Genomic DNA, 25420 nt, shown 5'->3' on the forward strand with positions numbered 1-25420 from the left:
ATTCATGTTTGATGCGATTATCCGATTTAGTATTCGGAATAAGTTAGTCGTTGGCGCGTTCGTGCTGGCCCTGATTGGCTGGGGCGGCTACTCCGCCTACTACCTACCCGTCGATGCTGTTCCCGATATTACCAACAACCAGGTAGTTGTTATTACCCAGACGCCCGCGCTGGCCGCTCAGGAAGCCGAACGGTTCATCACGACGCCCCTTGAACTGGCGATGGCCAACCTCCAGAATGTCGAGGAAATTCGATCGGTCTCCAAACTGGGCATATCGGTTTTAACGGTTGTCTTCACCGAAGATACCGATATGCTGAAAGCCCGGCAGTTGGTGTCGGAGCAGCTACAAACGGCGGTGCAGACCATTCCGGCTGATTATGGCCGACCTTTTCTGGCTCCCATCACGACCGGCCTGGGCGAAATCTATCAGTATACGATTGTGCCGCAGCCGGGTTACGAACACAAATATTCCCTCACCGAATTGCGTACGGTTCAGGACTGGATCGTGAAGCGGCAGTTGGCGGGTGTGCCGGGCGTTATCGAAATCAGCAGCTTTGGTGGCTACCTGAAACAGTATGAAGTGGCGGTTGACCCCGAGCGGCTACGAGCCTCGGGGGTAACGCTCACCGAACTTGCCGACGCCATGGCCCGCAACAACGCCAATACGGGCGGTAGCTACATCGAACGCAACAGCCAGGCTTATTTTATCCGGGGCGAAGGGGTTGTGGGGAGCCTCAAGGATATTGAGAACACCATTATCCGCACCCGTAACGGGCTTCCGGTACGGATTGGCAACGTTGCAGCGGTACGGTTTGGCCACGCGGTACGGTTCGGCGCACTGACCCGGAATGGGCAGGGCGAAGCCGTTGGCGCGGTGGTACTGATGCTCAAGGGAGCCGATTCCGAAACGACCATTAACAACGTAAAGGAGCGTATCAAACGAATTCAGGCGTCGCTGCCCGAGGGCCTTCGGGTTGTGCCGTTCATTGACCGGACCAAACTGATTGGCAAGACGATCAGTACCGTTGAGCGCAACCTGCTCGAAGGCGGGCTGATTGTCGTGTTCGTGTTGCTGTTGCTGATGGGCAACTGGCGGGCGGGCCTCATCGTGGCCTCGGTGATTCCGTTGGCCATGTTATTCACGCTCGGCATGATGAAAACGCTGGGGCTGTCGGCCAACCTGATGAGTCTGGGAGCCATCGACTTCGGCCTGATCGTCGACGGTTCCATCATCATCGTCGAAGCCGTACTCCACCACTTCGGCCAGGACAAAAAACTCATTGGCCGAACCCTCAACGCCGACGAAATGGACGAAGCGGTGTTCGAATCGGCATCGGCTATCCGGCGATCAGCGGCTTTCGGGGAGATCATCATATTGATCGTATACCTGCCCATTCTTTCCCTGACGGGCATTGAAGGTAAAATGTTCCGCCCTATGGCCGAGACAGTATCGTTCGCTATTCTGGCCGCACTCATCCTGTCGCTCACCTATGTACCGATGATGGCCGCGCTGCTGCTCCCCAGGACGGTGGTGGCAAAACGCACCGTTTCGGATCGCATCATGGACTGGCTCTACCGGGGCTACGAACCCATGGTGGTCTGGGCGCTACGCTGGCGCAAAACGGTGGTGCTGGTTGCGCTTGGCATGCTGGCGGGCGTCGTGCTGTTGTTCAGTCGGCTTGGTGGGGAGTTCATCCCGCAGCTGGACGAAGGCGACATGGCTATCGACTTCCGGATGCCCTCAGGTACGTCCCTGTCGGCCACCATCGACGCTACGCTGAAAGCCGAACGGGCCTTGCAAACGCACTTTCACGAGATCAGGCAGGTTGTGGCCCGCGTGGGTGCATCGGAGGTGCCAACCGACCCGATGAACGTTGAGCAATGTGATTTGATGATGAACATGAAGGACCGGTCGGAGTGGACCAACGCCACGGATCGGGACGATATGGCCGCCAAGATGGCCGACGTACTGGAGCAGGAGGTTCCCGGTTCTTCGTCGGAGTTTACGCAGCCTATTCAGATGCGGTTCAATGAAATGATGACGGGTGTGAAGTCCGATATTGTCGTTAAAATCTTTGGCGACGACTTGCAGGTACTCTTCGATCAGGCTACTGCCTGCGGTCGGCAAATCGAAAAAATACCGGGCATTTCAAGTGTGCGCGTCGAGCAAACGGTGGGCCTGCCGCAGATCAATGTGCAGTACGACCGGGCTAAACTGGCGCAGTATGGCGTAGCCGTTTCCGACGTAAACCGGCTCATCAAAGCCGGTTTTGCGGGCGAAATTACCGGTCCTGTTTACGAAGGCGAACGACGCTACGATATGGTGGTGCGGCTGGACAGCGCTCACCGGCAGACAATGGGTGATCTGAGTGGTTTGTATGTGTCACTGCCGGATGGTCATAGCATTCCAATTACCGAAGTTGCTACGATTCAGTACGTTCAGGCACCGGCACAGATTTCGCACGATGGGACTAAACGGCGTATCACCATCGGCGTCAACATCCGGGGGCGTGATGTAGAGAGCGTAGTTGGCGATATTCAGCAGCGGCTGGGCGCTAAGGTCAAGTTGCCCCCCGGTTACTATTTCACGTATGGCGGAGCGTTCGAGAACCTGCAACGGGCCAAAGACCGGTTGAGTGTTGCCGTTCCCGTTGCGCTCTTCCTGATCTTCCTGTTGCTGTTCGCTACGTTCGGCTCGCTCAGGTATGCCCTGCTCATTTTTAGCTCCATCCCGCTGGCCGCCATTGGGGGGGTACTGGCGCTGTGGCTGCGCGATATGCCGTTCAGTATTTCGGCGGGGGTTGGCTTCATTGCGCTGTTCGGTGTGGCTGTGCTGAACGGGATCGTGCTGATCGGCTACCTGAACGAACTCGAAAAAGCGGGTGAGCAAAACCTCACCGAACGGATCATGCATGGTATTCGGGTGCGGTTCAGGCCCGTGATCATGACCGCAGCCGTCGCGTCGCTGGGATTTCTGCCTATGGCTCTGTCGACATCAGCCGGCGCAGAAGTGCAGAAACCACTGGCTACGGTCGTCATTGGCGGCCTGTTTACGGCTACGTTGCTGACCTTGCTGGTATTGCCCGTTCTGTATAGTCTGGTAGCGGGCCGGAACAAGCGGAATACTGACCGCCCGTCACGGGTAGTCCCAACAGCGCTACTGGTAGGGTTGATGGTGGGGGCGGGTACGGTGGCTATAGGGCAAGCTCCGGTTCCTACTCCCCGACTGCAGCCCGCCGTTGTGGGCAGGACCGGCGAGGAAATACCAGCACCCGTACTGTCGCTCTCTCAGGCGCTTGATCTGGCCAACCGGCAGAGCCTGTTGCTGCGCGGCAGTACGCTGGAAATTGAAAGCCAGCGGGCGCTGGTTGGTTCAGCCTTCGATCCAGCCAAAACAAACGTAGAAGTACAGATTGGTCAGATACAGGCCCGGCCAACGGACTATGTACTGGGGGCCACCCAACTGTTTGCCATGCCCTCCTTTTACCGGGCACAGAAGCAGTTATACCAAAGTGCAGCCACATCGGCCGAGCGTCGGCTGGTGTTCCGGCGGGTACAGCTGCATACCGAAATCAAACAGGTCTACTACCGGCTTCTCTATGACGCGCAGGTATCGGTGTTACTCAGGCGTCAGGATAGTTTGTATCAGAATGCGGCTCGGGCGGCTACCGTGCGGTATAAAACCGGCGAAACGAACCGGCTGGAGCAGGTGTCGGCCGAGACGCGGCTGCAAAGCGTTCAGCTCCGGCAGTTGACGCTCCGCGCCGATATCGAAGCCAATACGCGGGCGCTTCAACTGCTCGTCAACACATCCGACCCCATCCGTGTCGATACAACGCTGGCCCTCCGGCGCGATCTGACCGGGCTGGAACCACTGGCCGATTCGGCCCGGCTGGCCAGCAGTCCGGCGCTGTCTGTGCTGGAACAGGACCGGACGGTTAGCCGTAATCAGACCTATCTCGAACGGCAGCGGCTCAAACCCGATTTGCTGCTTGGCTACTACAACCAGTCGATCCTGCGCGAAGCGGGCTACAATGTGGTGCCGGCCGGCGTGGCGCTGCCGCTCTTTACGCAGGCTACGAAAGCGCGTATTGCGGCTGCCCGCATCAACGAACAGATCACCGACAATAACCTGACATACAGCCAAACCCAGCTGACGGGGCAACTGGCTATTCTGCAACGCAATGCCGAAACGATACGGGCCTCGCTCGCCTACTTCGAGCAGGGCGCTCTGCCGCAGGCCCGGCTTATCCAGTCGACAGCCCTGAGAAGCTACCGCGCCGGCGAAATCGACTACGTCGAGTTTTTTCAGGCCATCCAGCAGGCTTTTGTCATCGAGGAAGAATACCTCAACGCCGTACTCAATTACTCAAACCTTATCATTCAAACCGAACAGTTAATTGGGTTATAAGCGGAAACGCCTTGTCGTTTTAGTCTGTATCCTCATGTTCACTCCTTTATGAACCGATTCATCCTTAGTTGCCTGATACTCTTCCTGGCTGGCTGTGCCAGTAAATCTGCCGACGAAGACACGGAACAAACGACGACCACCACCGAAAAACCGACACCCGATCAGATTCTGATCTCTCCCGAGCAGTTGAAGGCTATGGATCTGCAACTGGGTGCGGCCAGTCAAACGACCGTCAGCGATGAGGTGAAAACGACGGGCACAGTCGACGTCCCCCCGCAGTACATGGCTTCTGTAAGCCCGCTGATCAATGGGGTTATTAAAAGCGTCAATGTCCTGCCCGGCCAGCGGGTCGGTAAGGGGGCCACGCTGGCCACGCTGCAGAGTCTCGACTACATTCAGATGCAGCAGGATTATTTGCAGGCCATCAGCCAACTGACTTATCAGCAGGCCGAGTTACAGCGGCAGAAAACGCTGAATGCGGAGGAAGTGGGCGCTAAGAAACGACTCCAGCAAGCCGAAGCCGACTACGGAAGCAACCGGGCGCTGGTTAGCTCGCTGGCACTCAAACTGCAAACGCTGGGCACATCGGTTGAGACGCTCAACCAGGGCAGACTCTCGCCGGTCATGCGAATCACCTCGCCGGTTGGGGGCTATGTTACGGCGTCCAATATCCACCTGGGGCAACAAGTGGCCATGGCCGATGTGCTGTTCGAGGTGATGGATCAGACCCATAAACACCTTGAATTGAGCGTTTTTGAAAACGATGCATTTAAGATCAAAAATGGCCAGACGATTCTGCTTAACGATCCGAAGCTGGGCACCGAGACCGTGCGGGGGCGGGTCTATCTGGTTGGAAAAGCGTTTTCGGGCGACGCACGGACCATTACTATACACGGTCACGTCGACAATGAGCGGCTGGAATCGCGACTTATTCCGGGTATGTTTCTGAACGCCCGTATCCTCACCGGCTCCCGGATGGCCACAACGTTACCCGAAGAGGCCGTTGTACGCAAGGGCCAAAGCGGGTTCATTTATATTCCAACCGGTGAAGCCCGAACGTACCGGCGTATCCCGGTAAAGCTGGGCCAGGCCGAGCAGGGCCGTATCGAAGTTACCCTGCAAACACCGGTCGATCTGGCCAGGGTTGTCATCAAAGGCGCGTATTTGCTCGAAGCCCAGTTGACAAAAGGCGACGAGGAGGAAGAGTAAGGCCCGGTCTCGTTACAGCCGGCCGGGCCCTATTACTTAAGTGCGTCGAACAAAATCTCGGCGGGGTGTTTGGATTTGCGGCCCGTTCCGTCGTGAATCTGGTGGCGGCAGGAGGTACCAGCCGCAGCAATGATTACCGCTTCCGGTTGTTGCCGGACGGTTGGAAACAAAACCAGTTCGCCAATTTTCATTGATACGTCATAGTGTTCAGCTTCGTAGCCGAACGAACCTGCCATGCCGCAACAGCCTGATGGGATCAACTGAACGGTATAATTTTTGGGTAAAGACAATGCCTTTTTGCTCGGGACCAGCGATGAAACGGCTTTCTGCTGACAGTGGCCGTGCAGCTTGATGAGCCTGGTTTCGTCGGTAAACTGTTCGGGGCTGATACGGCCTGCTTCCAGCTCACGGGCAAAAAATTCCTCGAACGTGAGGGTATGCTCGGCAATTCGTTTGGCATCTTCCATCAGCGACTCACCAACCAGATCAGGATACTCGTCGCGGAAGGTCAGGATAGCCGACGGTTCCAGCCCTACCAGTGGTGTGTCGGCCGTGATGACATCCTTTAACGCTCGTACGTTCCGTTCAGCCAGCGTTTTGGCATACTTGAGCATTCCCTTCGACAAAGCCGCCCGGCCACTTTCTCCATGCTCGGGAATGACGACGGTATAGCCCAGCCGCTCGAACAGCTGAATCGCTTTCTGACCAACTTCAACATCATTGAAATTGGTAAATTCATCCATGAAAAGCAGGATCTGACCAACTTCCCTGCTTTCAAACCCGTCTCGCCGTTGTGGCGTAGGGCGCGACTTAAACCAGCTCGTTACCGTCGTTTTCCCCATCAACGGCATTGTCCGGTCGGGGTGAAAACCGATGGTGCGGTTGGCGATACGCCGGAGCGCGGGCGTTCCCAGCACACCGTTCCAGGCCCAGGGCACAAGCGAGGCCAGGCCCGACAATCGGGCGAAGTTGGCAATCAGCCGCGACCGGATCGGGATGCCGTGTTCGTCGTAGTAATGCTGTAAGAATTCTGCTTTTAGCTTCGACACGTCCACATTAGACGGACATTCGTTTTTGCAGCCCTTGCACGACAGACACAGGTCATACACCTCTTTGATCTCCTCGTGGTCGAAACGGTTTTCCTTCGGCGAGTGCGTCAGCATCTCGCGCAGGATATTGGCCCGCGCGCGTGTTGAGTCTTTCTCGTTTCGGGTAGCCATGTAGCTGGGGCACATAGTCCCGCCCGATGCTTCGGTTTTGCGGCAGTCGCCGGAGCCGTTGCATTGCTCGGCATGCTGGAGAATGGTCTGGTCTTTATACCGGAAATACGTCTGAAAGGCGGGCGTTTGCTGACCGGCTTCGTAGCGCAGGAACGTATCCATGGGGGGCGTCTCAACTACTTTGCCGGGGTTGAAGATGCCGTTCGGGTCCCAGGTATGCTTGATCGTTCGCATCAACTCGTAGTTGTGTGCGCCTACCATTTTCGGAATGAACTCACCCCGCAAGCGCCCGTCGCCATGCTCGCCCGATAGCGAACCGTCGTACTTTTTGACCAGCGTCGCAATTTCCTCGGCAATCATCCGGTACTGCCGGTGACCTTCTTCCGTTTTCAGGTTGATGATGGGGCGCAGGTGCAGCTCGCCCGACCCTGCGTGTGCGTAGTGGACCGAATGCATCTTATGCTTCGTCAGGATCTCGTTGAACTCCCGGATATAATCGGGCAGATCATGTACATCGACGGCGGTATCCTCGATCACCGCTACCGCTTTCGCGTCGCCGGGGAGGTTCCCCAACAGCCCGAGTCCGGCTTTACGGAGCGTCCAGATTTTTTTGGTGTCTTCGCCGAAGAGCAGGGGAAAATGGTAGCCCATGCCCGCGGCCCGCATCTCGGCTTCCATCTGAGCCGCCAGTTGTTCAATTTCGGCCCGCGTATCGCGCGACAGATCGACAACGAGGATGATCGGGAAATGGTCGGTCGGGGTCTTTTGAACGAAGAAACTGTTTTTGCGCTGTTCGGGGTTCGTGTCGGCCCGTTCCAGGATAATATCGTCGATCAGTTCGACCGCGTAAGGCTTATACTTGAGCGCTACCAGCGTAGCACGAAGCGACTCATCGATGGAGTGGCAATGCACACAAACCAGCCCGCTTTCTTTTGGGGGGAGTGGGACGATATTGAGCTTGATTTCGGTCAGGAAGCAGAGCGTTCCCTCCGAGCCGGCAATGAATTTGGCGAGGTTAAACGGTGGTCCGGCGGGCGTAAATGGCTCCATCTCCAGGACTTCGTCGAGCGCGTAACCCGTGTTGCGTCGTTCGATGGTGCGCTTCGGAAAGTTGCGCCGGATCTCTGCCTGATTAGCCTGGTTGGTCAGGATCTCGTTCGTAGTGAGCAGAATCTTATCGGCCAGGGTAGCGCTGCCATTCCGGCGGCTGGCTTCGCCCACGGCTTTGGTGAACTCCCAGCCGCTCATATCGCCAAACTCCACTTCGGAGCCGTCGGCCAGTAACGCTTTCACCGAGATCGTATGCTCGCGGGTGGCCCGGTACACGACCGAATTGGAGCCGCAGGAATTGTTGCCCACCATGCCGCCAATCATAGCCCGGTTCGCCGTTGAGGTCTCCGGGCCAAAATACAGTCCGTATGGTTTAAGCGCCTGATTCAGCTCATCGCGGATAACGCCCGGCTGCACCCGCACCCATCGCTCCTCAGGATTGATCTCCAGGATTTTTGTGAAATGCTTCGATACGTCGACGACGATGCCGCTGCCCACCACCTGACCCGCCAGCGACGTGCCGCCCGTTCGCGGAATCAGCGATGTTTTGTGCTCCCGGGCAAAGGCGATCAGTGTTTTCAGATCATCGATCGTTTGAGGAATGGCAACGGCGGCCGGCATCTCCCGGTAGGCGGAAGCATCGGTAGCGTAGAGCGTACGATGCGTATTGTCGGTCAAAAAATCACCCTGCAAGCGGGTTTTCAGGTCGTCGAACGGGTGAGCAGTCGTTGTGGGCATCTCCTGGCTGATTGGCAAAAATCGGATGGTAAAGGTAACGAAAATCGCCGGAACAAGCCCGTCTAAGGCGCTTTGGTCAGCTGTTGAAGTACCAGCAGGGGCTCATTGTTACGCACAAGGATAACATCGGTTTTGCCGTTTACGTGCACTTTTGTCATCCGTTTCACTTGCCCGCTTATGGGTAAGCCGTCTAGCGGAACGGGCTCAAACCGGCAGTTCCCTTTGTTAACCAGTACCATACCATGGTCGGCATCGTAGCGTCCCATCTGGATATTACAGCCGTAGAAATTGCCGCCTAGCAGTACGTCCGGGAGAGCATCGCCATTGGCATCAATTACGGTGGCAGCATAGTAGGGAGCCAGCTGCGCCATGAACGGAAGCGGTCGTGCCGAAAAGTGTCCTGTGCCGTCGTTGACCAGCACAAGGTTGTCGAAGGTGTTTGCTTCCAGGGTTCGGGCGTTCGCCAGATTGTCGGCCCCGATCAGGTCCTTAATGCTGGCGCTGACAAAATCGCGGGCGTAGATAAATTTCTTCTTGATGAACGGAAATTGTTTTTCCGTCTCGGCCTTGTTGGCAAACAGGACTTCTTCGTGACCGAGGTAGTAGCTCAGCACCTGATCTATTTTTTCATTCTTGTCGAAGTCGCCAACGTACAGCCGAACGGGTTCCTCGGGCGTGGCCTGCAAGCGGCTGTTGCGGCCCAGGTTGCCAACCAGAATATCCACGTCGCCGTCCTTGTCGAAATCCTGCGGCAGCACCATGTTCCACCAGCCTTTCTGATCGGTCAGTATGCGTTTGGTAAACTGCCCGTTCTGATTTTCGAGCAGACAAATACCGTCCCATTCCATCGCTACCAACAAATCGGGATCGTGGTCGTGGTCAAAATCGACCCATTCGGCACTTTTAACCATACCAATGTTGGGAAGCTCGGGTGCCCGGCGGGCTGTCATATCCGTAAATCGCCCGGTGCCGTCGTTCATGAGCAGATAGGAGCGGGGCGAGTTGCCGTACTCGAACGGAGTGGTCCGGCCACCGATGAACAGATCAGGCTTGCCATCGCCGGTTATGTCCATTGCCCGAGTATAATAGGTGCATGTACTCAGTTGAGATTGTTATCACTAACCCTTCAGCGTAAAGTTTGCATGATCTAATATTTATTGAAAGTAAAAAAGTACGGGTTTAAGGAGGGGCGTTGATGGATCTTATTAATTACTGTTGCTCGACTGGCTATGGCTAGGCTAATTCATTTTTAATCCAGATTTATCTTGTAGCTAAACCAGGAGTTATATAGGCAATTATATAAATTTTTTGAAAAATAAAATGCTGATAACCAGCACCTTATTTTTCAAATTTTACCTATGGGCTAAGTGGGAAGCGTAGTCGAAAGAAAAAATTATGGTACTATATTCACTAACTATAATCTGATTTTGATATTTACTAGTTTGTATTTCTCGAGTTAACATGACTACTTTTGCTACTTGGCTACTGATTATGTTCTATTAATTCCGGTCAATTTGCAATAAAAGTCTACTATTATTGCAGACTAAATTAGCGCCAGATATGCTATCTTATTGATAGACATACTATTAACGGAATTTATACTGCCAAAAAGTCAACCAATTATCTTTAACTTTTTAGTTTAAACTTATGATGGACAAATCCTACAAATCAAGCCGCTTTAGTGGTTGCGTAGGTCTGGTTGGGCAATCCCAGCCCCAGTCATTCGTGCAGAGGGCCTTCTTCAGCTTTCTGACAATGCTGGTAATGGTAGTGCTGTTAAGTAGCCAGACAGCCTGGGCGCAGGAGCGCACTGTAACCGGTAAAGTAACGGACGCAACGGGTTCCGTTTTGCCAGGGGTAAGTATTCAGGTGAAGGGAACTACGCGGGGGGCCAATACCAATGCAGATGGGGTGTATACCTTGACTGTAGGTGACAATGCAACGCTTGTGTTCAGTTTCATTGGTTACACCTCGCAGGAAGTTGTGGTAGGAAATCGGTCGACAGTTGATGTTCAACTAGCCGACGATACGAAAGCGCTACAGGAGGTGGTAGTAGTTGGCTACGGTACGCAGAAAGCCAAAGACGTTACCGGATCGGTAGCAACGCTGGGAACGAAAGATTTTAACAAAGGCGTGATCTCATCGCCTGAACAACTGTTACAAGGCCGGGTGGCGGGTGTTCAGATCACGCCAGCCAGTGGTGAGCCGGGCGCGGCCAACAACATCCAGATTCGGGGTGCTGTTTCGCTGCGCGGTGGTAACACGCCTTTGTACGTTATTGACGGTGTGCCCCTCGACGGTGGCGACTTCAGCAGTGGTACACCGGATTTTGGTACGGGTACCACCACAGCTCGTAACCCGCTGTCATTCCTGAACCCGAGCGATATTGAAAATATTTCGGTATTGAAAGACGCTTCGGCGGCTGCTATTTATGGTGCACGGGGTGCGAACGGTGTTGTCCTGATCACGACGCGCAAAGGCCGGGCCGGTGCACCGCAGTTCAACTTCTCCGCATCGGCAGCCGTTTCTTCCTCGCTGAAGCGCTACGATCTGCTGTCGGCTTCCGATTTCCTGGCCGGTGTAACCAAGGCGGGTGGCGATGCGACGCTGAGCACCGTGAATGCGGGTGCTGACGTAAACTGGCAGGATCAGATTCTGCGCACCAGTGTTTCGCAGATCTACAACGCCAGCTTTGGTGGTGGTTCCAACGACACGCGTTACCTGTTCTCTTTAGGTTATCAGGACCAACAGGGCCTTGTTAAAAACACGGGTCAGCAGCGGGTCACGGGTCGTATTAATGCCTCGCAGGACTTGTTCAACAAAAAAGTGAACCTGGCTGTGAACGCCACAACCTCGTCGGTGAGCGATCAGTATGCACTGACCGGCAACCAGGCTGGTGCGCTGGGAAACCTGTTTGGTGCTATGATTGGTGCCAACCCGACGTATCCGGTATTCACCAACAGCAGCGATACGGCATCCTACTACCAGTTGGCGGGTGGATCGTACCGGAACCCACGGGCTATGCTTGACTACTACCACGACCGTGGGGTAACCAACCGTACGCTGGCTAACCTCAGTGCTACCTGGAACATCCTGGAAGGGTTGTCGCTGAAGGCCAACTTCGGTGTCGATAACTCTACCTCGACCCGTACCACCTCGATCGATTCGCGGTTGAACGGTCAGTTCTCGGTACCGCTGGGCTCGGTAACGAACCAGGTATATGCAGATGCCACAACAGGATTGGGTGGGGCTGCTTATATCAATAGCCTGAACCGCTTGTCTAAACTGGTTGAATACACCGCTAACTACAACAGAACGCTCGGGTCGGGTGTACTGGATGCGGTAGTTGGCTTTGCTTACCAGACCTTTGGTACAAGAACGAACTACGTAGCGGCCAGCCGGTTCCCCTTCAACGAATCCTCCATTTCGTATCCCGACAACATCGGTGCCGCAAATACCCTGACGGGAACCGCTATTGGTGGTGGTTCGTCGCGCAATCAGAATGACCTGCAGTCGTTCTTTGGCCGTGCCAACTACAACTTCAAAGAGAAGTACCTCCTCACCGCCACCGTGCGGGTCGATGGTTCGTCGCGCTTCGGGGTCAACAACAAGTATGGTACGTTCCCATCGGTAGCCGCTGCCTGGCGCATCTCGCAAGAAGACTTTATGCCGAAGGGTATTTTCGATGACCTGAAATTGCGTGCAAACTACGGTATCGTAGGAAACCAGGATTTCACGGGTGGTGCGTCGAAAATCATATACACCTATAACAATACAGGTGCACAGATTCGGCAGAACAACCCAAACCCGGATCTGAAGTGGGAACAGAACACCACGACGGGTGCTGGGATTGACTTCAGCGTGGCGAAAGGACGTCTGTCGGGTTCGATCGACTACTACAACCGCGCGGGAACGAATACTCTATTGCAAGTCTTCTACGCGCAGCCTGCGCCGGTGAACTACAGATGGATCAACCTGCCCGGTCAGATCGTGAGCCGGGGTATCGAGTTGAACCTGATCTATCAGGTGTTCCAGAAAGCTTCGTTTGGCTGGGAGTCGGTGTTTAACCTGACTACGCTCAACATCAAAGCGCAGAACATTGGTACGAACCAGGCCGTTGGTGCCATTAGCGGTCAAGGTTTGTCAGGTGCTTATGCCGAGCGGATCACCGATGGCTACCCACCGTTCGCTTTCTTCATTCCCAAGTTCACGGGCTTCGATGCAAACGGGTTCTCGACTTACGCCGACGATGGCCGCCCTACGTATCAGGGCAGCCCATTTGCTAAGCTACGTCTTGGTCTGACTAACAACTTCACGTTTGGTCAGTGGACAGCCAGTCTTTTCGTCAACGGTCAGTTTGGTGGTAAAATCTACAACAATACGGCCAACGCGCTGTTTGCGAAAGGTGCCCTCAAAAACGCCCGCAACGTAACCTACGAAGTGGCGAACAGCAACGAGAACGGCCTGAACCCCGCTTCGGTATCGACTCGCTTCCTGGAGAAGAGTGACTACGTTCGGATCACCAACCTGACACTGTCGCGCCGGTTCGACCTGCCGCAGGGTGGTTTTGCCAAGTCGCTGTCGCTGTCGCTCACGGGGCAGAACCTGTTCATCTTCACAGGCTACACCGGCCTGAATCCGGACGTGAACACGGTGACTTACAACGGTAACGGGAATGGTATTCCATCGTTAGGTATCGACTATACGCCGTACCCAACGCCCCGTACCGTGACGCTGGGATTAAATGTTGGATTCTAAGCAACCATACGTGTTCTTATTCCGTATCTACTGGTGAATCGGTAAACCGGGTTGCCGGTAGATACGAATTGGAAAACAACAGACTACTTTTCATTATAAAAAACATGAATTTATCTAAATATCAGACCATTGGGTTGCTGACCGCCACGATGCTGGTTGGTAGTGTTGGAATAAATGGCTGTACCGATTTGGACGATAAAGTGTTTGGTTCACTCTCGTCGACAAACGCTTCGCAGGGATCGATCAAGTTAGATCCTACAGCTACGCTGCAAGGTGCCTATCAGGCGCTGTACGTCATTGCCAATAGCCAGGGACGGACCTATGCACTACAGGAGCATTCGTCTGACGAAATGATGGGCCCAACGCGGGGAACCGACTGGGACGATTTCGGTGTGTGGCGTAAACTGCACCAACACACCTGGGATTCGCAGCACGTTGAAGTCCTGAATGCATGGAATGACATGAACACGGGCGCTTTCCGCTCATCGCAGGCCGTGTTTGCCGCTGGTACGAATGCGCAGCTCGTTGCCCAAGCCAAATTCCTGCGGGGTTTCTTCACGTCTTATGTCGTTGACTTGTTTGGCCGTACGCCGGTTCGTCAGGTAACGGACGCGGCTGATGCCAATCCACAAGTGCTGAGTCGGAAAGCAGCGTCTGATTTCGTAATCGGCGATTTGCGGGCCGCGTTTGCCACCTTGCCCGCTTACACTAAAGCAACGGCAAACGTAGCCAGTAAGGAAGCGGCTGCCACTATGCTGGCCAAAATGTATCTAAACCGGGCGGTGTACAATCAGTCGCCTGCCAGCCCGGCCGGTCCGTATACATTCGCCAAAAGCGACATGGACTCCGCTGTCTATTTTTGCAATCAGGTGATCGCCAATACCGCGTTCTCCCTGACGACCAAAGGCAAGTATTTCGACAACTTCCACTGGGACAATGACCAGCGTTCGAACGAGCTGATCTTTACCATTCAGAATACGTCAACGGCGCAGCCCGGTAGCGTACAGAATCGGTACTTCATGACGGAGCACTACAATCAGTACATTGGTGCCTGGAATGGTTTCACGACGCTGGCTGATTTCTACAACAGCTTTGAAGCAACGGATGAACGGCGTTCGGCTCAACCATCGGACTTGACCCCGTTAACGGGTCTGACGGCTGGTTTCCAGGTGGGTCAGCAATATGGTGCGCCCGCCAAAGGAACGACCGCGCTTGTCCCTCTGAAAGATCGTAGTGGTAACCCACTGGTCTTCACACCTGAGGTGAACATTGGGCTGGCTAACGAGGTGCAGGGTATCCGGGTTATCAAATACCTGCCAAACCCGCTGACCTTTAACAACCCAACCAATGATTACATATTGCTGCGTTATGCCGACGTATTGCTGATGAAGGCCGAAGCGGTGTTGCGCGGTGGTACGGATTCGCAAGGCCAAACGGCTGCGGCTATCGTAAACAATCTGCGGGCAACGCGTGGCGCATCGGTACTGGCAACCGTCGATCTGCCGGCTGTGCTGGCCGAACGGGGTCGTGAGTTGTACTGGGAAGGCTGGCGCAGGAGCGATGAAATTCGCTTTGGTACGTTCCTGAACCCGGTTGATCAGCGCCCATCCAAATCGCCGGATACAGCTGTCCTGTTCCCGTTCCCACAACAGGCCATCGATAGTAATCCAAATTTACAGCCTCAGAATACAGGCTATTAATCAGTCGATAACGTATTTATACGGACGAACAGCAGCTCACTACGGGCTGCTGTTCGTGTTTATACGGTTGTTGGTCAGCCCAATAAAATAATCGTGATACAGCACTTATCGGGTCTGTTGTGCGTTTTTTTGCTTAGATGAAACCGTACCTTGTTTGCCTGTGTTGCCTGCTCCTGTTCTCCTGCTCGGAGAAGGTGCCCTTATTTGAAAAAACAGATCAGAAAGCCACGGGGATAGCTTTTATAAACCAGCTTCAGGAAACTGAACAGGAAAACGTACTGGCATTCGAGTATTTCTACAACGGGGGGGGCGTGGCCGCTGGCGACCTCAATAACGATGGTTTAATCGACTTGTTCTTTACTGGTAATCAGGTAGCTAACAAGCTGTACCTGAATAAAGGGGAAATGACGTTTACCGATATATCAGGGAAGGCCGGTGTTGGTGGGCGACCGACGGGGTGGAAAACCGGCGTTACGCTGGCCGACGTTAACGCCGATGGCTGGCTCGATATCTACATCTGCTATTCAGGATTGCGCCCCGATTCGCTGCGTCAAAATCAACTGCTCATCAATAATCACAACCTGACCTTTACGGATCGGGCCGTGGAATATGGACTGGCCGATAGGGGCTATTCGGTCCAGGCTACTTTCTTTGACTATGACCGCGACGGGGATCTGGACTGTTTCCTGATCAACCATAACCTCAAAAATTACCAGCGCAAAGAAGCCGCCGTAATGCGGTATGAGCGCGATGCCAACGCGGGCGACAAACTGTTTCGGAACGAAAACGGGCATTTCGTCGACGTTTCAGAAGCGGCCGGTATTCGGGGCAATGCGCTTGGCTTTGGGCTTAGTTGCGCCGTGTCGGATATTAACGGCGATGGCTGGCCCGACATCTACGTCACCAACGATTTTGTTGAGGATGATTATTGCTATATCAATCAGCAGGGGCAGCAGCCGGCCGGGCCAGCCTTTCGGGACGAGCTACGGCAGCGTATAGACCACACATCGTACTCGGCCATGGGTGCCGACGTGGCCGATCTGAATAATGATGCCCGCCCGGATATTATGACCCTCGATATGATGCCGGAGAGCAATGCCCGGCAGAAAACCCTGCCCTGGCCCGATAACTGGAATGTGTATCAGGCTCAGTTGCAGAACGGGTTCTGGCACCAGAACATGCGCAACATGCTGCAGATTCAGCAGCCGAACGGGCAGTTTGCTGAGGTTGGTCAACTGGCGGGCCTATCCGCTACTGACTGGAGTTGGGGGGTCGTACTCGCTGATTTCGACCTGGACGGTTTCAAAGACGTTTTCGTGAGCAACGGGATTCTGCGCGACTTTACCAATGCCGATTTTATCAAGTTTTCCGACGAAGCGGAACTGACGGGGCGGCCCGTACTGGAGCAGATCCGCCAAATGCCGTCGACGCCGACTAACAATTATATATTTCGTAATAACGGCGATTTAACCTTTACCAACGAGCAGGAGGGATGGGGTTTTAGTGAGCCTACCGTATCGAACGGCTGCGCCTATGCCGATCTGGATAACGACGGTGACCTGGACATCATCACCAATAACCTCAACGAAACAGCACGCGTCTACCGGAATACCAGTCGCGAAACCAAAGAAGCCGCTTACCTGAGTATTCACCTGAACGGGTCAACCGCCAATCCATTTGGAGTAGGAACAACCGTGACTGTCGATGCGAACGGGCAGCGTCAGACACAGGAGTTTTACCCTACGCGTGGTTTTGAATCCTGTAGTCACGGTAAACTGATTTTCGGACTCGGTCCCGACGCTAAGCCAGTGCGGGTTCGAATCGACTGGCCTGATGGCCGGACGCAGACGTTCAACGGCGTTATGCCCAACATAACCCTGCCTGTACACTATAAACAAGCGGTACCTGCTACAACGTCAAAGCCCGTTTTACCGACAGCCTTGTTTGAAAGCAGCGCGGGGATTGACTTTCGGCATCAGATCGACTCCTCGAATAGTTTCGACCGGCAGATTTTATTGCCGATGCAGTACACCGCTTCCGGACCGCGTATGGCTACGGGTGACGTAAACAACGATGGGCAAGAAGATATCTTCATTGGTGGCAATGCCAAACAGGCGGGTTCCCTGTTTCTACAACAGCCGGACGGTTCATTCAGCCCCCAGCTCTTGCCCGGTTTAGGAGCCGCTGCCAATGCTGACGCAGTTCTGGCCGATTTCAACGGTGACAAACAACTCGACTTATACGTCGTAAATGGCGGTTACGCTGTGAATGATGTAGCAAAAAAACAGGATCAGCTCTGGCTGAATACAAAAGGTATGTTTACGGCTAAGCCGATACCGCAGGAAGCTGAAAACGGTAGCTGTGTCAAGGTAATCGATGTCGACCGCGATGGTGATCTGGATTTGTTCGTGGGTGGTTTTGTGAAGCCGTTCCGGTTTCCGGCTGATGACGAAAGCTTTCTGCTCATCAACGATGGCAAGGCCAACTTCACGAAGCGATCGCTGGGGCGGTTAGGTATGGTGTCGGATGCGGCCGTGCTGGATGTTGACAGGGACGGCTGGCCCGATTTAGTAGTGGTGGGTGAGTGGATGCCCGTAACGGTGTTACGGAACCAGCAAGGGAAATTCTCTGCCGATCAACAAACCGTCTACGAAAATCTGGCCGGCTGGTGGAACCGTATCGAAAAGGCAGACCTGGACGGCGATGGCGACGATGACCTTATTGTAGGTAACATGGGTCTGAATACAGGCATAAAAGCTAGTGAAGAACTTCCTGCCACGCTTACCTACGACGATTTCGACCTGAACGGTACGCTCGACTTTTTCATGAGCTATGCTATCCAGGGGAAAGTATACCCCGCTTACTCACGCGATGAAATCTGCGAACAGGTGCCCACGCTTCGGAAGCGGTTTACGACCTACAAAGCCTACACCGATGCGTCACTTGCCGACTGCTTCGATGAACAGCAACTCAGCCAGGCTAAGTCCCGACGCATTACTGAACTAAGATCCCTCGTTTTAGAGAACAGGACAGGTACGCTGGTGCCCCATAGTTTACCCCTGTCGGCACAGGTGGCCCCCGTATACGCTATCCTGGCAAACGACTTTGACCGGGACGGAACGGCCGACCTGCTATTGATGGGCAATAACTCACGGATGCGGCTGCGCATTGGTAAGGTCGACGCTAACCATGGGCTTATGCTCAGAAACCTCGGTAACTGGCAATTTGCTGAGGTGTCGCCCCAACAAACGGGCCTGTATGTGCGGGGCGACGTGCGCGATATCAAAAAAGCAGGCAACCAGTTGATCGTTGGGATGAGTGGCCAAAAAGCACTCACATTTAGCGGCCCCGCTGGCAAACAAAGTAGATTGAAAAGAAATCAATGAGCAAAAAACTGTACCTGATGGCGCTTAGCGTCTGGGGGCTGTGGTCATGTAGCGGCAATCCGGAGACGCTATTTGAGTCGTTGCCCGCTACCGAAACAGGCGTTGACTTCGTAAACCGGAGCCTTGACAAAAAAAACTTTAATATTTTCAACTACCGTAACTTCTACAACGGTGGCGGTGTGGCTATTGGCGACCTCAACAACGATGGACTACCCGACCTGTTTTTAACCTCCAATTTTGAAGCCAACAAACTCTACCTGAACCGGGGAGGGATGACCTTCGAGGACGTAACGGCGAAAGCTGGTATACTCGGTAAGAAGTTCTGGTCGACGGGCGTAACCTTTGCCGATGTCGACGGCGACGGACGGCTCGATATCTACGTCTGTAATTCGGGTAGCCGCGACGGGCGGGGTAACCAGCTCTACATCAATCAGGGTGTTCAGAACGGCATACCGGTCTTTGCCGAAAAAGCGGCTGCCTACGGATTGGTCGACGGTGGCTTCTCGACCCACGCGGCTTTCTTCGACTATGACCACGATGGCGATCTGGACATGTACCTGCTCAACAACAGCTTCACGCCAATGGACCGGCTGGGCTTCGCCAACATGCGCGATACCCGCGACAAACTCGGTGGCGACAAACTATTCAGAAACGAAGGTGCGGATAAACCCTTTACCGATGTCAGTGCCGAAGCAGGCATTTATGGGAGCCTGATCGGCTTTGGTCTGGGCATCACCATTGGTGACGTGAACAATGATAACTGGCCGGATATTTATATCTCCAACGATTTCTACGAGCGCGATTACCTGTACATCAACCAGAAAAACGGTACGTTCAAGGAAGATATCGAAAACCAGATGGGGCATGTGAGCCTGGCATCGATGGGAGCCGATATTGCCGACGTTAACAACGATGGGAACCTCGACATTTTCGTGACCGACATGCTGCCCGACGATGATTACCGGCTCAAAACCACGACATCGTTCGACAGCTACGAGACAAATCAGTTGAAAGAAACGCGGGATTTCTTCTTTCAGGATTCGCGCAACATGCTGCACCTGAACAATGGAAACGGCACCTTTTCCGAAATTGGCCGGATGGCGGGTACCAGCGCTACCGACTGGAGCTGGGGCGCGTTGCTGTTCGATATGGATATGGATGGCAAGAAGGATGTCTTTGTAGCCAATGGCATTTTGAAAGACCTGACCGATCAGGATTATGTGGCTTATCTGGCCGATAATCCTGACCTGCAATCTATGATCGAAGGCACAAAAAAATTCGATTACAAGGAATACGTCAATAAAATGGGGTCGAGCCCGCTGCCGAATTACGCGTTCAGGAACACCGGTACCGGCATGCAGTATGAAAACAAAGCCGCCGAGTGGGGGCTGGCCGAACCCAGTTTCTCCAACGGATCGGCTTACGGCGACCTGGACAACGACGGTGATCTGGACCTGGTTGTGAATAACAACAATGCCGCCGTGTCGATCTACAAAAACACGTCCGTCGACAAGAAAAAGAAGAACTTCCTGCGGGTGAAATTGAGCGGCTCCGGCCGGAATCCCAATGCGATCGGGGCTAAAGTGTATGTGCACCGGAAAGGTGCCGACGGTAAGCCCGAAACGCAGTATCTACAGCAGATGCCGAACCGGGGCTTCGAGTCGTCGGTCGATCTGACGATGGTGTTCGGGCTGGGTGACAGTCCGGCTATTGACTCGCTGACGGTGATCTGGCCCACCGACCGGAAAGAGGTGATCCGGACCCCCAAAGCAAACACAACGCTCACGCTGGTGGAGAAAAATGCGAACCAAACCGCTACATTCCCCGTCGCGGGCCCGTCGGCAAACCAGTTATTCACCGATGTAACAGGGTTGTCGCAATTGAACTACGTGCATAAAGAGAACGACTTCGTCGACTATAACCGCGATGGTATGCTGAAGCAGATGTTGTCCCGTGAGGGTCCTGCCCTGGCCGTTGGCGACGTCAACGGCGATGGACTGGAAGATGTATTTCTGGGTGGAGCGGCCAACATGCCCCGGTCGCTGTATGTGCAGCAGGCTTCGGGGGCCTTTATTGCGCAGAAACAACCCTTCCTGCTCGATGCGCTCTATTCCGAAGACGTGGCTGCCACGTTCTTCGATGCTGACGGCGACAAAGACCTAGACCTTTATGTTGCAACGGGTGGGAATGAGTTCGAAGAACCGTCGGCCCTGAACGACCGGCTGTTTCGAAACGATGGCAAAGGCAACTTCGTCTGGGACAATACGCAGCCCCGTAGTGGCGTAAACAACTCCTGCGTGGCGGCTGCCGACTTCGACCGCGACGGTGATCTGGACCTGTTCGTGGGCGGACGGATGGTGTCGGGCGAATACGGCAAAAATCCCGAACAGCTCTTGCTGGTAAATGACCGGGGTAACTTCCGTAAGGCCACCAAAGAACTTATGCCCTTCTCCGATGAGATCGGCATGGTAAAGGACGCCGTCTGGGCCGATATCGACAAAGATGGTTATCCTGATCTGGTACTTGTTGGCGACTGGATGCCCATTACCGTATTGAAAAATAAGGGGGGTAAAGGGTTTGAACGCCTGAACTCCGATGTGCTGGACAAAACCGGCGGCTGGTGGAATTCAATCCGGGCTACCGACCTGGACAACGACGGTGATTTGGACTTTGTCGTAGGCAACCTCGGCCTGAACAGCCGCATGAACGCATCGGTGAGCGAACCGGCCCATATGTACAGCAACGACTTCGACCAAAATGGATCGTACGAGCAGATCATCACCTGTTTCCGGCCCGTTGGCACGGCTGGCGAACGGCGTGAATGCGTCATGGCCCAGAAGCCGGATTTGCAGAAACGTATCCCATCCATTAAAACCAAATACATCAAACATACCGATTATGCGAACGCAACGTTTGAGGATATTTTCTCAGTCAAGCAGCGCGAGGGCATGACCGTCCACAGTGTGCAAACCGCCGAAACATCGATTCTTATCAATCAGGGTAATGGTACGTTTTCTCTGAAAGCATTGCCCCTCCAGGCCCAGACATCGCCGATCTATGGCATCCTGACGGGGGATTACAATCGGGATGGTAAAATGGATATCCTGCTGACCGGTAATTTCTACGACGTACTCGCCGAAATTGGTCGTTATGATGCCAACTACGGCCTGTTGCTGCTGGGCGACAACCAAATGAACTTCACCGCTACCAAACCTGAACAGACTGGGTTTTTCGTTCGGGGCCAGGTGCGCCGAATGCAGTCAGTACGGGGCGCTGGCGGGAAACAGTTCATTGTGCTGGCCAAGAACAACGACCGGGCGCAGATACTGTCGGTCGCTAACGACGAAAAGCCATGAGAATCGGGCTGCTATTCCTGTTGGTTGGGCTGGCCTTTCTGATCGGTTGCTCAGGTGACAACATGCCAGCAGAGAAACCCCTGTTTCATAAGCTGGACTCCGCCCAAACGGGTATCGGCTTTCGGAACCACCTTCAGAATACAGATAGTCTATCCATCCTGGATTACCTGTATTTCTACAACGGTGGGGGAGTGGCGGCCGGTGACCTTAACAACGACGGGCTCACCGACCTGTATTTTGTATCCAATCAGGGACCCAACAAACTTTACCTCAATGGGACCATACCCGGCAGTGGAACGTTCCGCTTCTCTGATGCTACTGCAAAAGCAGGTGTAGCGGGGCGCGCTGACTGGCAGACGGGCGTTACCCTGGCCGATGTCAATGGCGATGGTCTGCTCGATATTTATGTGTGTGCCGTCGGCAAGTTCAAGGGCCTGCGTGGTACCAACGAACTCTACATCAACAATGGTCCCGGCCCCGACAAGGTGCCCACTTTCACCGAACGGGCGGCTGAGTATGGCCTGGCTTTCTCAGGTTTCTCGACCCAGGCTGCTTTTTTCGACTATGACCACGATGGCGACCTGGATTGTTTCCTGCTGAATCACGCTGTTCACACGTCACGCAGCTTCGACATGGTATCGACCCGGAACAACCGCAACCGTGAGTCGGGGGATTACTTATTCCGGAATATGAGTGTGGAAAGGGGGGGAGGAAGGGGAAGAGAGGGAGGAAGGGGAGGAGAGGGAAGAGAGGGAAGAAGGGGAGGAGAGGGACGAAGGGGCGCTCCAGTGGCCCAGGCGGTTTCCTCCCCCTCTTCCCCCCTTTTCACCGATGTTTCGGAGCAGGCGGGCATTTATGGGGCGGCTATGGGATATGGCCTCGGTATTTCGGTGGCCGACCTGAATAACGATGGCTGGGAGGATCTGTATGTGTCGAATGATTTTCACGAAGACGATTACTACTACGTCAATGATCACAAAGGCGGCTTTGTCGAGAGTATCCGGCAGGTATTTGGCCATACGAGCCGCTTCTCAATGGGTAACGATATCGCCGATGTGAACAACGATGGCTACCCCGATTTGATGACCCTCGACATGTACCCGGCCGAAGAAACAGTCGAAAAATCCTCGCAGGGCGAAGACCCACTCGATATCTACCGCTATAAACTTACCTACGGCTACATGGATCAATACAGCCGCAACTGCTTGCAGATCAGTCAATCGGGTAAGAAATTCATGGACGTTGGGTTGCTGGCGGGCGTAGCGGCTACCGATTGGAGCTGGTCGCCCCTGCTGGCCGACTACGACAATGATGGTATCAAAGACCTGTTCATTGCAAATGGGATTGTACGACGGCCCAACAACCTCGATTATGTCAAGTACATCTCGGATCAGAGTCAGTCGTACGGCAACCGGCAGCAGGACGCTAAAGCCATTGCGCAAATGCCCGATGGGAAAGTACACAACTACCTCTATTGGGGCAGGCCTGACGTACAGTTTGACGATAAATCACTCGCGTGGGGATTCGAAACGCCAACCTACTCGTGTGGTGCGGTTTATGCCGATCTGGACAACGATGGCGACCTCGACCTGGTGACCAATAATATCGAAGACCCGGCCGGGTTGTATCAGAACGAGGCTAACGTCCTGTTTCCCGAAAATCGTCACCTAACCCTACGCTTTAAGGGCGAGGGGTCGAATACCTTCGGAATTGGCACAAAGGTCATCCTCAAATATGGTGACTCACTTCAGCTGCAACAGCTAATGCCAACACGGGGCTTCGAGTCGGCGGTGGCACCGGAGCTGCTGTTTGGCTTGGGAAAGCGTGCTGTCGTCGACTCTTTGATTGTGATCTGGCCCGATCAGCGGATGGAAATTCGAACCCACGTCAAGGCTAATCAGCGCCTGACGCTTCATCAGGCCGATGCCAAACTCGATGGTACCGGCTATCGGTATGTGGCCCCGGCTAGTCGGCCGTTATTGGCAGCGGTCACGGATACGACTGTTTTTCCATACGTTCATCAGGAAGATAAACCCTTTTTCGACTTCACGCGGGAATCGCTGATGCCGTTTAAAATCTCTACCGAGGGGCCGCGTCTGGCGGTAGGTGATGTCAATGGTGATGGGTTGGATGATGTGTATGCGGGTGGAGCCCGAGATCAGGCAGGTAGTTTGCTGATTCAGCAGGTTGGCGGGCGTTTTCTTCCCGTGCCTCAACCCGACTTCGAGAAGGATCGCGTCTGTGAAGATGTGGACGCTGTATTCTTCGACGCCGACGGCGATAAAGACCTCGACCTGTATGTTGTTTCGGGTGGCAACGAGTTCTACGGGAAAATGCCCGAGCAGTTCGACCGCCTATACCTGAACGATGGCCGGGGTGCGTTCAGCCGTTCGGCCAATGCGCTGCCGCCCATGTACGATACCAAAAGCTGCGTGCGTCCCAGCGATATCGATCAGGATGGTGACCTCGATTTATTCGTGGGCGGCCGGGTGGTGGGGTTTGCCTATGGGAAATCGCCCAACTCATACTTACTCATCAATGATGGCCGCGGACGCTTCACCGATCAAACCGATCAGCTTGCCCGTACGCTGCGTAAAGCGGGCCTGATCACCGATGCCGTCTGGGCTGACTATGATGGCGATAAAGACGTCGATCTGATTCTGGCGGGCGACTGGATGCCCATACGCATCTTCGTGAATGACAAGGGCACATTTGCCGAAAGTGAGCCCTTTACGGTCGATGCGACGCCATTGAATGGTTTATACCAGCGCATCGTTGCCGCCGATTTTGACCGCGATGGCGATATAGACCTCATGGCGGCTAATATTGGCACAAATACCAAGTTTCACAAAAGCCCCGCTTCGGGAGGAACAGCCCGGCTGAAGATGTGGGTGAAGGACATCGACAACAACCAGCGCGTTGAACAGATCATTACCTACGATAGGGGAGATGACAACTGGTTTCCGGTAGCGACGAAAGATGAACTGGGCAAACAGCTACCCGGTATCATCAACAAGCGATTTACCAACTATGCCTCCTTTGCCGGTAAGCCGATTACCGATGTGCTAACCAGCAGCGAATTACAGGGAGCCGATGAATTTATGGTCGACCAGTTTGCCTCGATTTACCTCGAAAATCAGTCTAAACGAAACGGGAAGCCTGCCTTTTTCGTACATGCGTTACCCATGCTGGCGCAGGTTTCCAAACTGTTTGCGCTACTACCTTACGATGTTGACCAGGATGGCGATCTGGATGTACTGGCAGGCGGGAATTTTTACGGAGCCAGCATGTATCAGGGCCGGTACGATGCCAGCAACGGGCTGATACTAAGAAACGATGGGCGCGGGACGTTTACCGCTGCATCGGGCGTAGACGGCGGGTTTTTGCTGAACGGCGAGATCCGGGATATCCGGTCGGTACGCACAGGACAGGGTATATACGTCATTGTGGCCCGGAATGGAGCCGGTACCCAGCTTTTCAGGCCTGTAAACTAATCACACTCAGCGGGTATCTTTATTTTGTCCGATATTTTCTGTTAATTTTGTAAGCATGTCTATTCCCGGTCATGGCTTACGTATGCTTTTAACTTGTC

The 25420-nt window shown here is 54.2% G+C and carries 9 protein-coding genes; 7 read left to right on the forward strand and 2 right to left on the reverse strand.

The genetic code is table 11. The features are described 5' to 3' along the window. Nucleotides 1–4 precede the first annotated feature (4 nt). Together FH603_RS14345 and FH603_RS14350 are read left to right on the forward strand one after the other, a co-directional pair. Complete coding sequence (locus tag FH603_RS14345; protein ID WP_186738218.1) at nucleotides 5–4411, forward strand: CusA/CzcA family heavy metal efflux RND transporter; 4407 nt, start codon at nucleotides 5–7, stop codon at nucleotides 4409–4411. Nucleotides 4412–4459: 48 nt separating this feature from the next. Beyond that, nucleotides 4460–5620 (forward strand): efflux RND transporter periplasmic adaptor subunit, encoded by a 1161-nt coding sequence (locus FH603_RS14350; RefSeq protein ID WP_186738219.1) that lies wholly within the window; start codon nucleotides 4460–4462, stop codon nucleotides 5618–5620. A gap of 32 nt (nucleotides 5621–5652) precedes the next feature. On the opposite strand, the gene FH603_RS14355 is transcribed toward FH603_RS14350, so the two are convergent. Next, nucleotides 5653–8628, reverse strand: coding sequence for an FAD-binding and (Fe-S)-binding domain-containing protein (locus FH603_RS14355; protein WP_186738220.1), 2976 nt, complete (start codon nucleotides 8626–8628; stop codon nucleotides 5653–5655). A gap of 62 nt (nucleotides 8629–8690) precedes the next feature. Further along, nucleotides 8691–9701: an FG-GAP repeat domain-containing protein gene (locus FH603_RS14360; protein WP_186738221.1), complete on the reverse strand. Its 1011-nt coding sequence runs from the start codon at nucleotides 9699–9701 to the stop codon at nucleotides 8691–8693. Nucleotides 9702–10275: 574 nt separating this feature from the next. Between FH603_RS14360 and FH603_RS14365 the strand changes: the two genes are divergently transcribed. The 5 genes from FH603_RS14365 (at nucleotide 10276) to FH603_RS14385 (ending at nucleotide 25322) form a co-directional block, all read left to right on the forward strand. Beyond that, nucleotides 10276–13386 (forward strand): SusC/RagA family TonB-linked outer membrane protein, encoded by a 3111-nt coding sequence (locus FH603_RS14365; RefSeq protein WP_186738222.1) that lies wholly within the window; start codon nucleotides 10276–10278, stop codon nucleotides 13384–13386. Nucleotides 13387–13490: 104 nt separating this feature from the next. Beyond that, nucleotides 13491–15086: a RagB/SusD family nutrient uptake outer membrane protein gene (locus tag FH603_RS14370; protein WP_186738223.1), complete on the forward strand. Its 1596-nt coding sequence runs from the start codon at nucleotides 13491–13493 to the stop codon at nucleotides 15084–15086. 137 nt (nucleotides 15087–15223) lie between these two features. Continuing rightward, nucleotides 15224–18472: a VCBS repeat-containing protein gene (locus tag FH603_RS14375; RefSeq protein WP_186738224.1), complete on the forward strand. Its 3249-nt coding sequence runs from the start codon at nucleotides 15224–15226 to the stop codon at nucleotides 18470–18472. Next, a complete protein-coding gene (locus FH603_RS14380; protein WP_186738225.1) occupies nucleotides 18469–21828 on the forward strand; it encodes a VCBS repeat-containing protein in 3360 nt (1119 codons plus the stop codon). The genes FH603_RS14375 and FH603_RS14380 overlap by 4 nt, the downstream gene beginning before the upstream one ends. Then, entirely contained in the window at nucleotides 21825–25322 is a 3498-nt protein-coding gene (locus tag FH603_RS14385) for a VCBS repeat-containing protein (protein WP_186738226.1), read from the forward strand. The genes FH603_RS14380 and FH603_RS14385 overlap by 4 nt, the downstream gene beginning before the upstream one ends. Nucleotides 25323–25420 lie beyond the last annotated feature (98 nt).

Source organism: Spirosoma utsteinense (genome assembly GCF_014282275.1).
GTDB classification, from domain to species: Bacteria; Bacteroidota; Bacteroidia; order Cytophagales; family Spirosomataceae; genus Spirosoma; species Spirosoma utsteinense.

Coding starts and splice junctions, on each gene's coding strand:
- FH603_RS14345 (WP_186738218.1), top strand. CDS start 5: ATGTTTGATGCGATTATCCGATTTAGTATTCGGAATAAGTTAGTCGTT.
- FH603_RS14350 (WP_186738219.1), top strand. CDS start 4,460: ATGAACCGATTCATCCTTAGTTGCCTGATACTCTTCCTGGCTGGCTGT.
- FH603_RS14355 (WP_186738220.1), bottom strand. CDS start 8,628: ATGCCCACAACGACTGCTCACCCGTTCGACGACCTGAAAACCCGCTTG.
- FH603_RS14360 (WP_186738221.1), bottom strand. CDS start 9,701: ATGGACATAACCGGCGATGGCAAGCCTGATCTGTTCATCGGTGGCCGG.
- FH603_RS14365 (WP_186738222.1), top strand. CDS start 10,276: ATGATGGACAAATCCTACAAATCAAGCCGCTTTAGTGGTTGCGTAGGT.
- FH603_RS14370 (WP_186738223.1), top strand. CDS start 13,491: ATGAATTTATCTAAATATCAGACCATTGGGTTGCTGACCGCCACGATG.
- FH603_RS14375 (WP_186738224.1), top strand. CDS start 15,224: ATGAAACCGTACCTTGTTTGCCTGTGTTGCCTGCTCCTGTTCTCCTGC.
- FH603_RS14380 (WP_186738225.1), top strand. CDS start 18,469: ATGAGCAAAAAACTGTACCTGATGGCGCTTAGCGTCTGGGGGCTGTGG.
- FH603_RS14385 (WP_186738226.1), top strand. CDS start 21,825: ATGAGAATCGGGCTGCTATTCCTGTTGGTTGGGCTGGCCTTTCTGATC.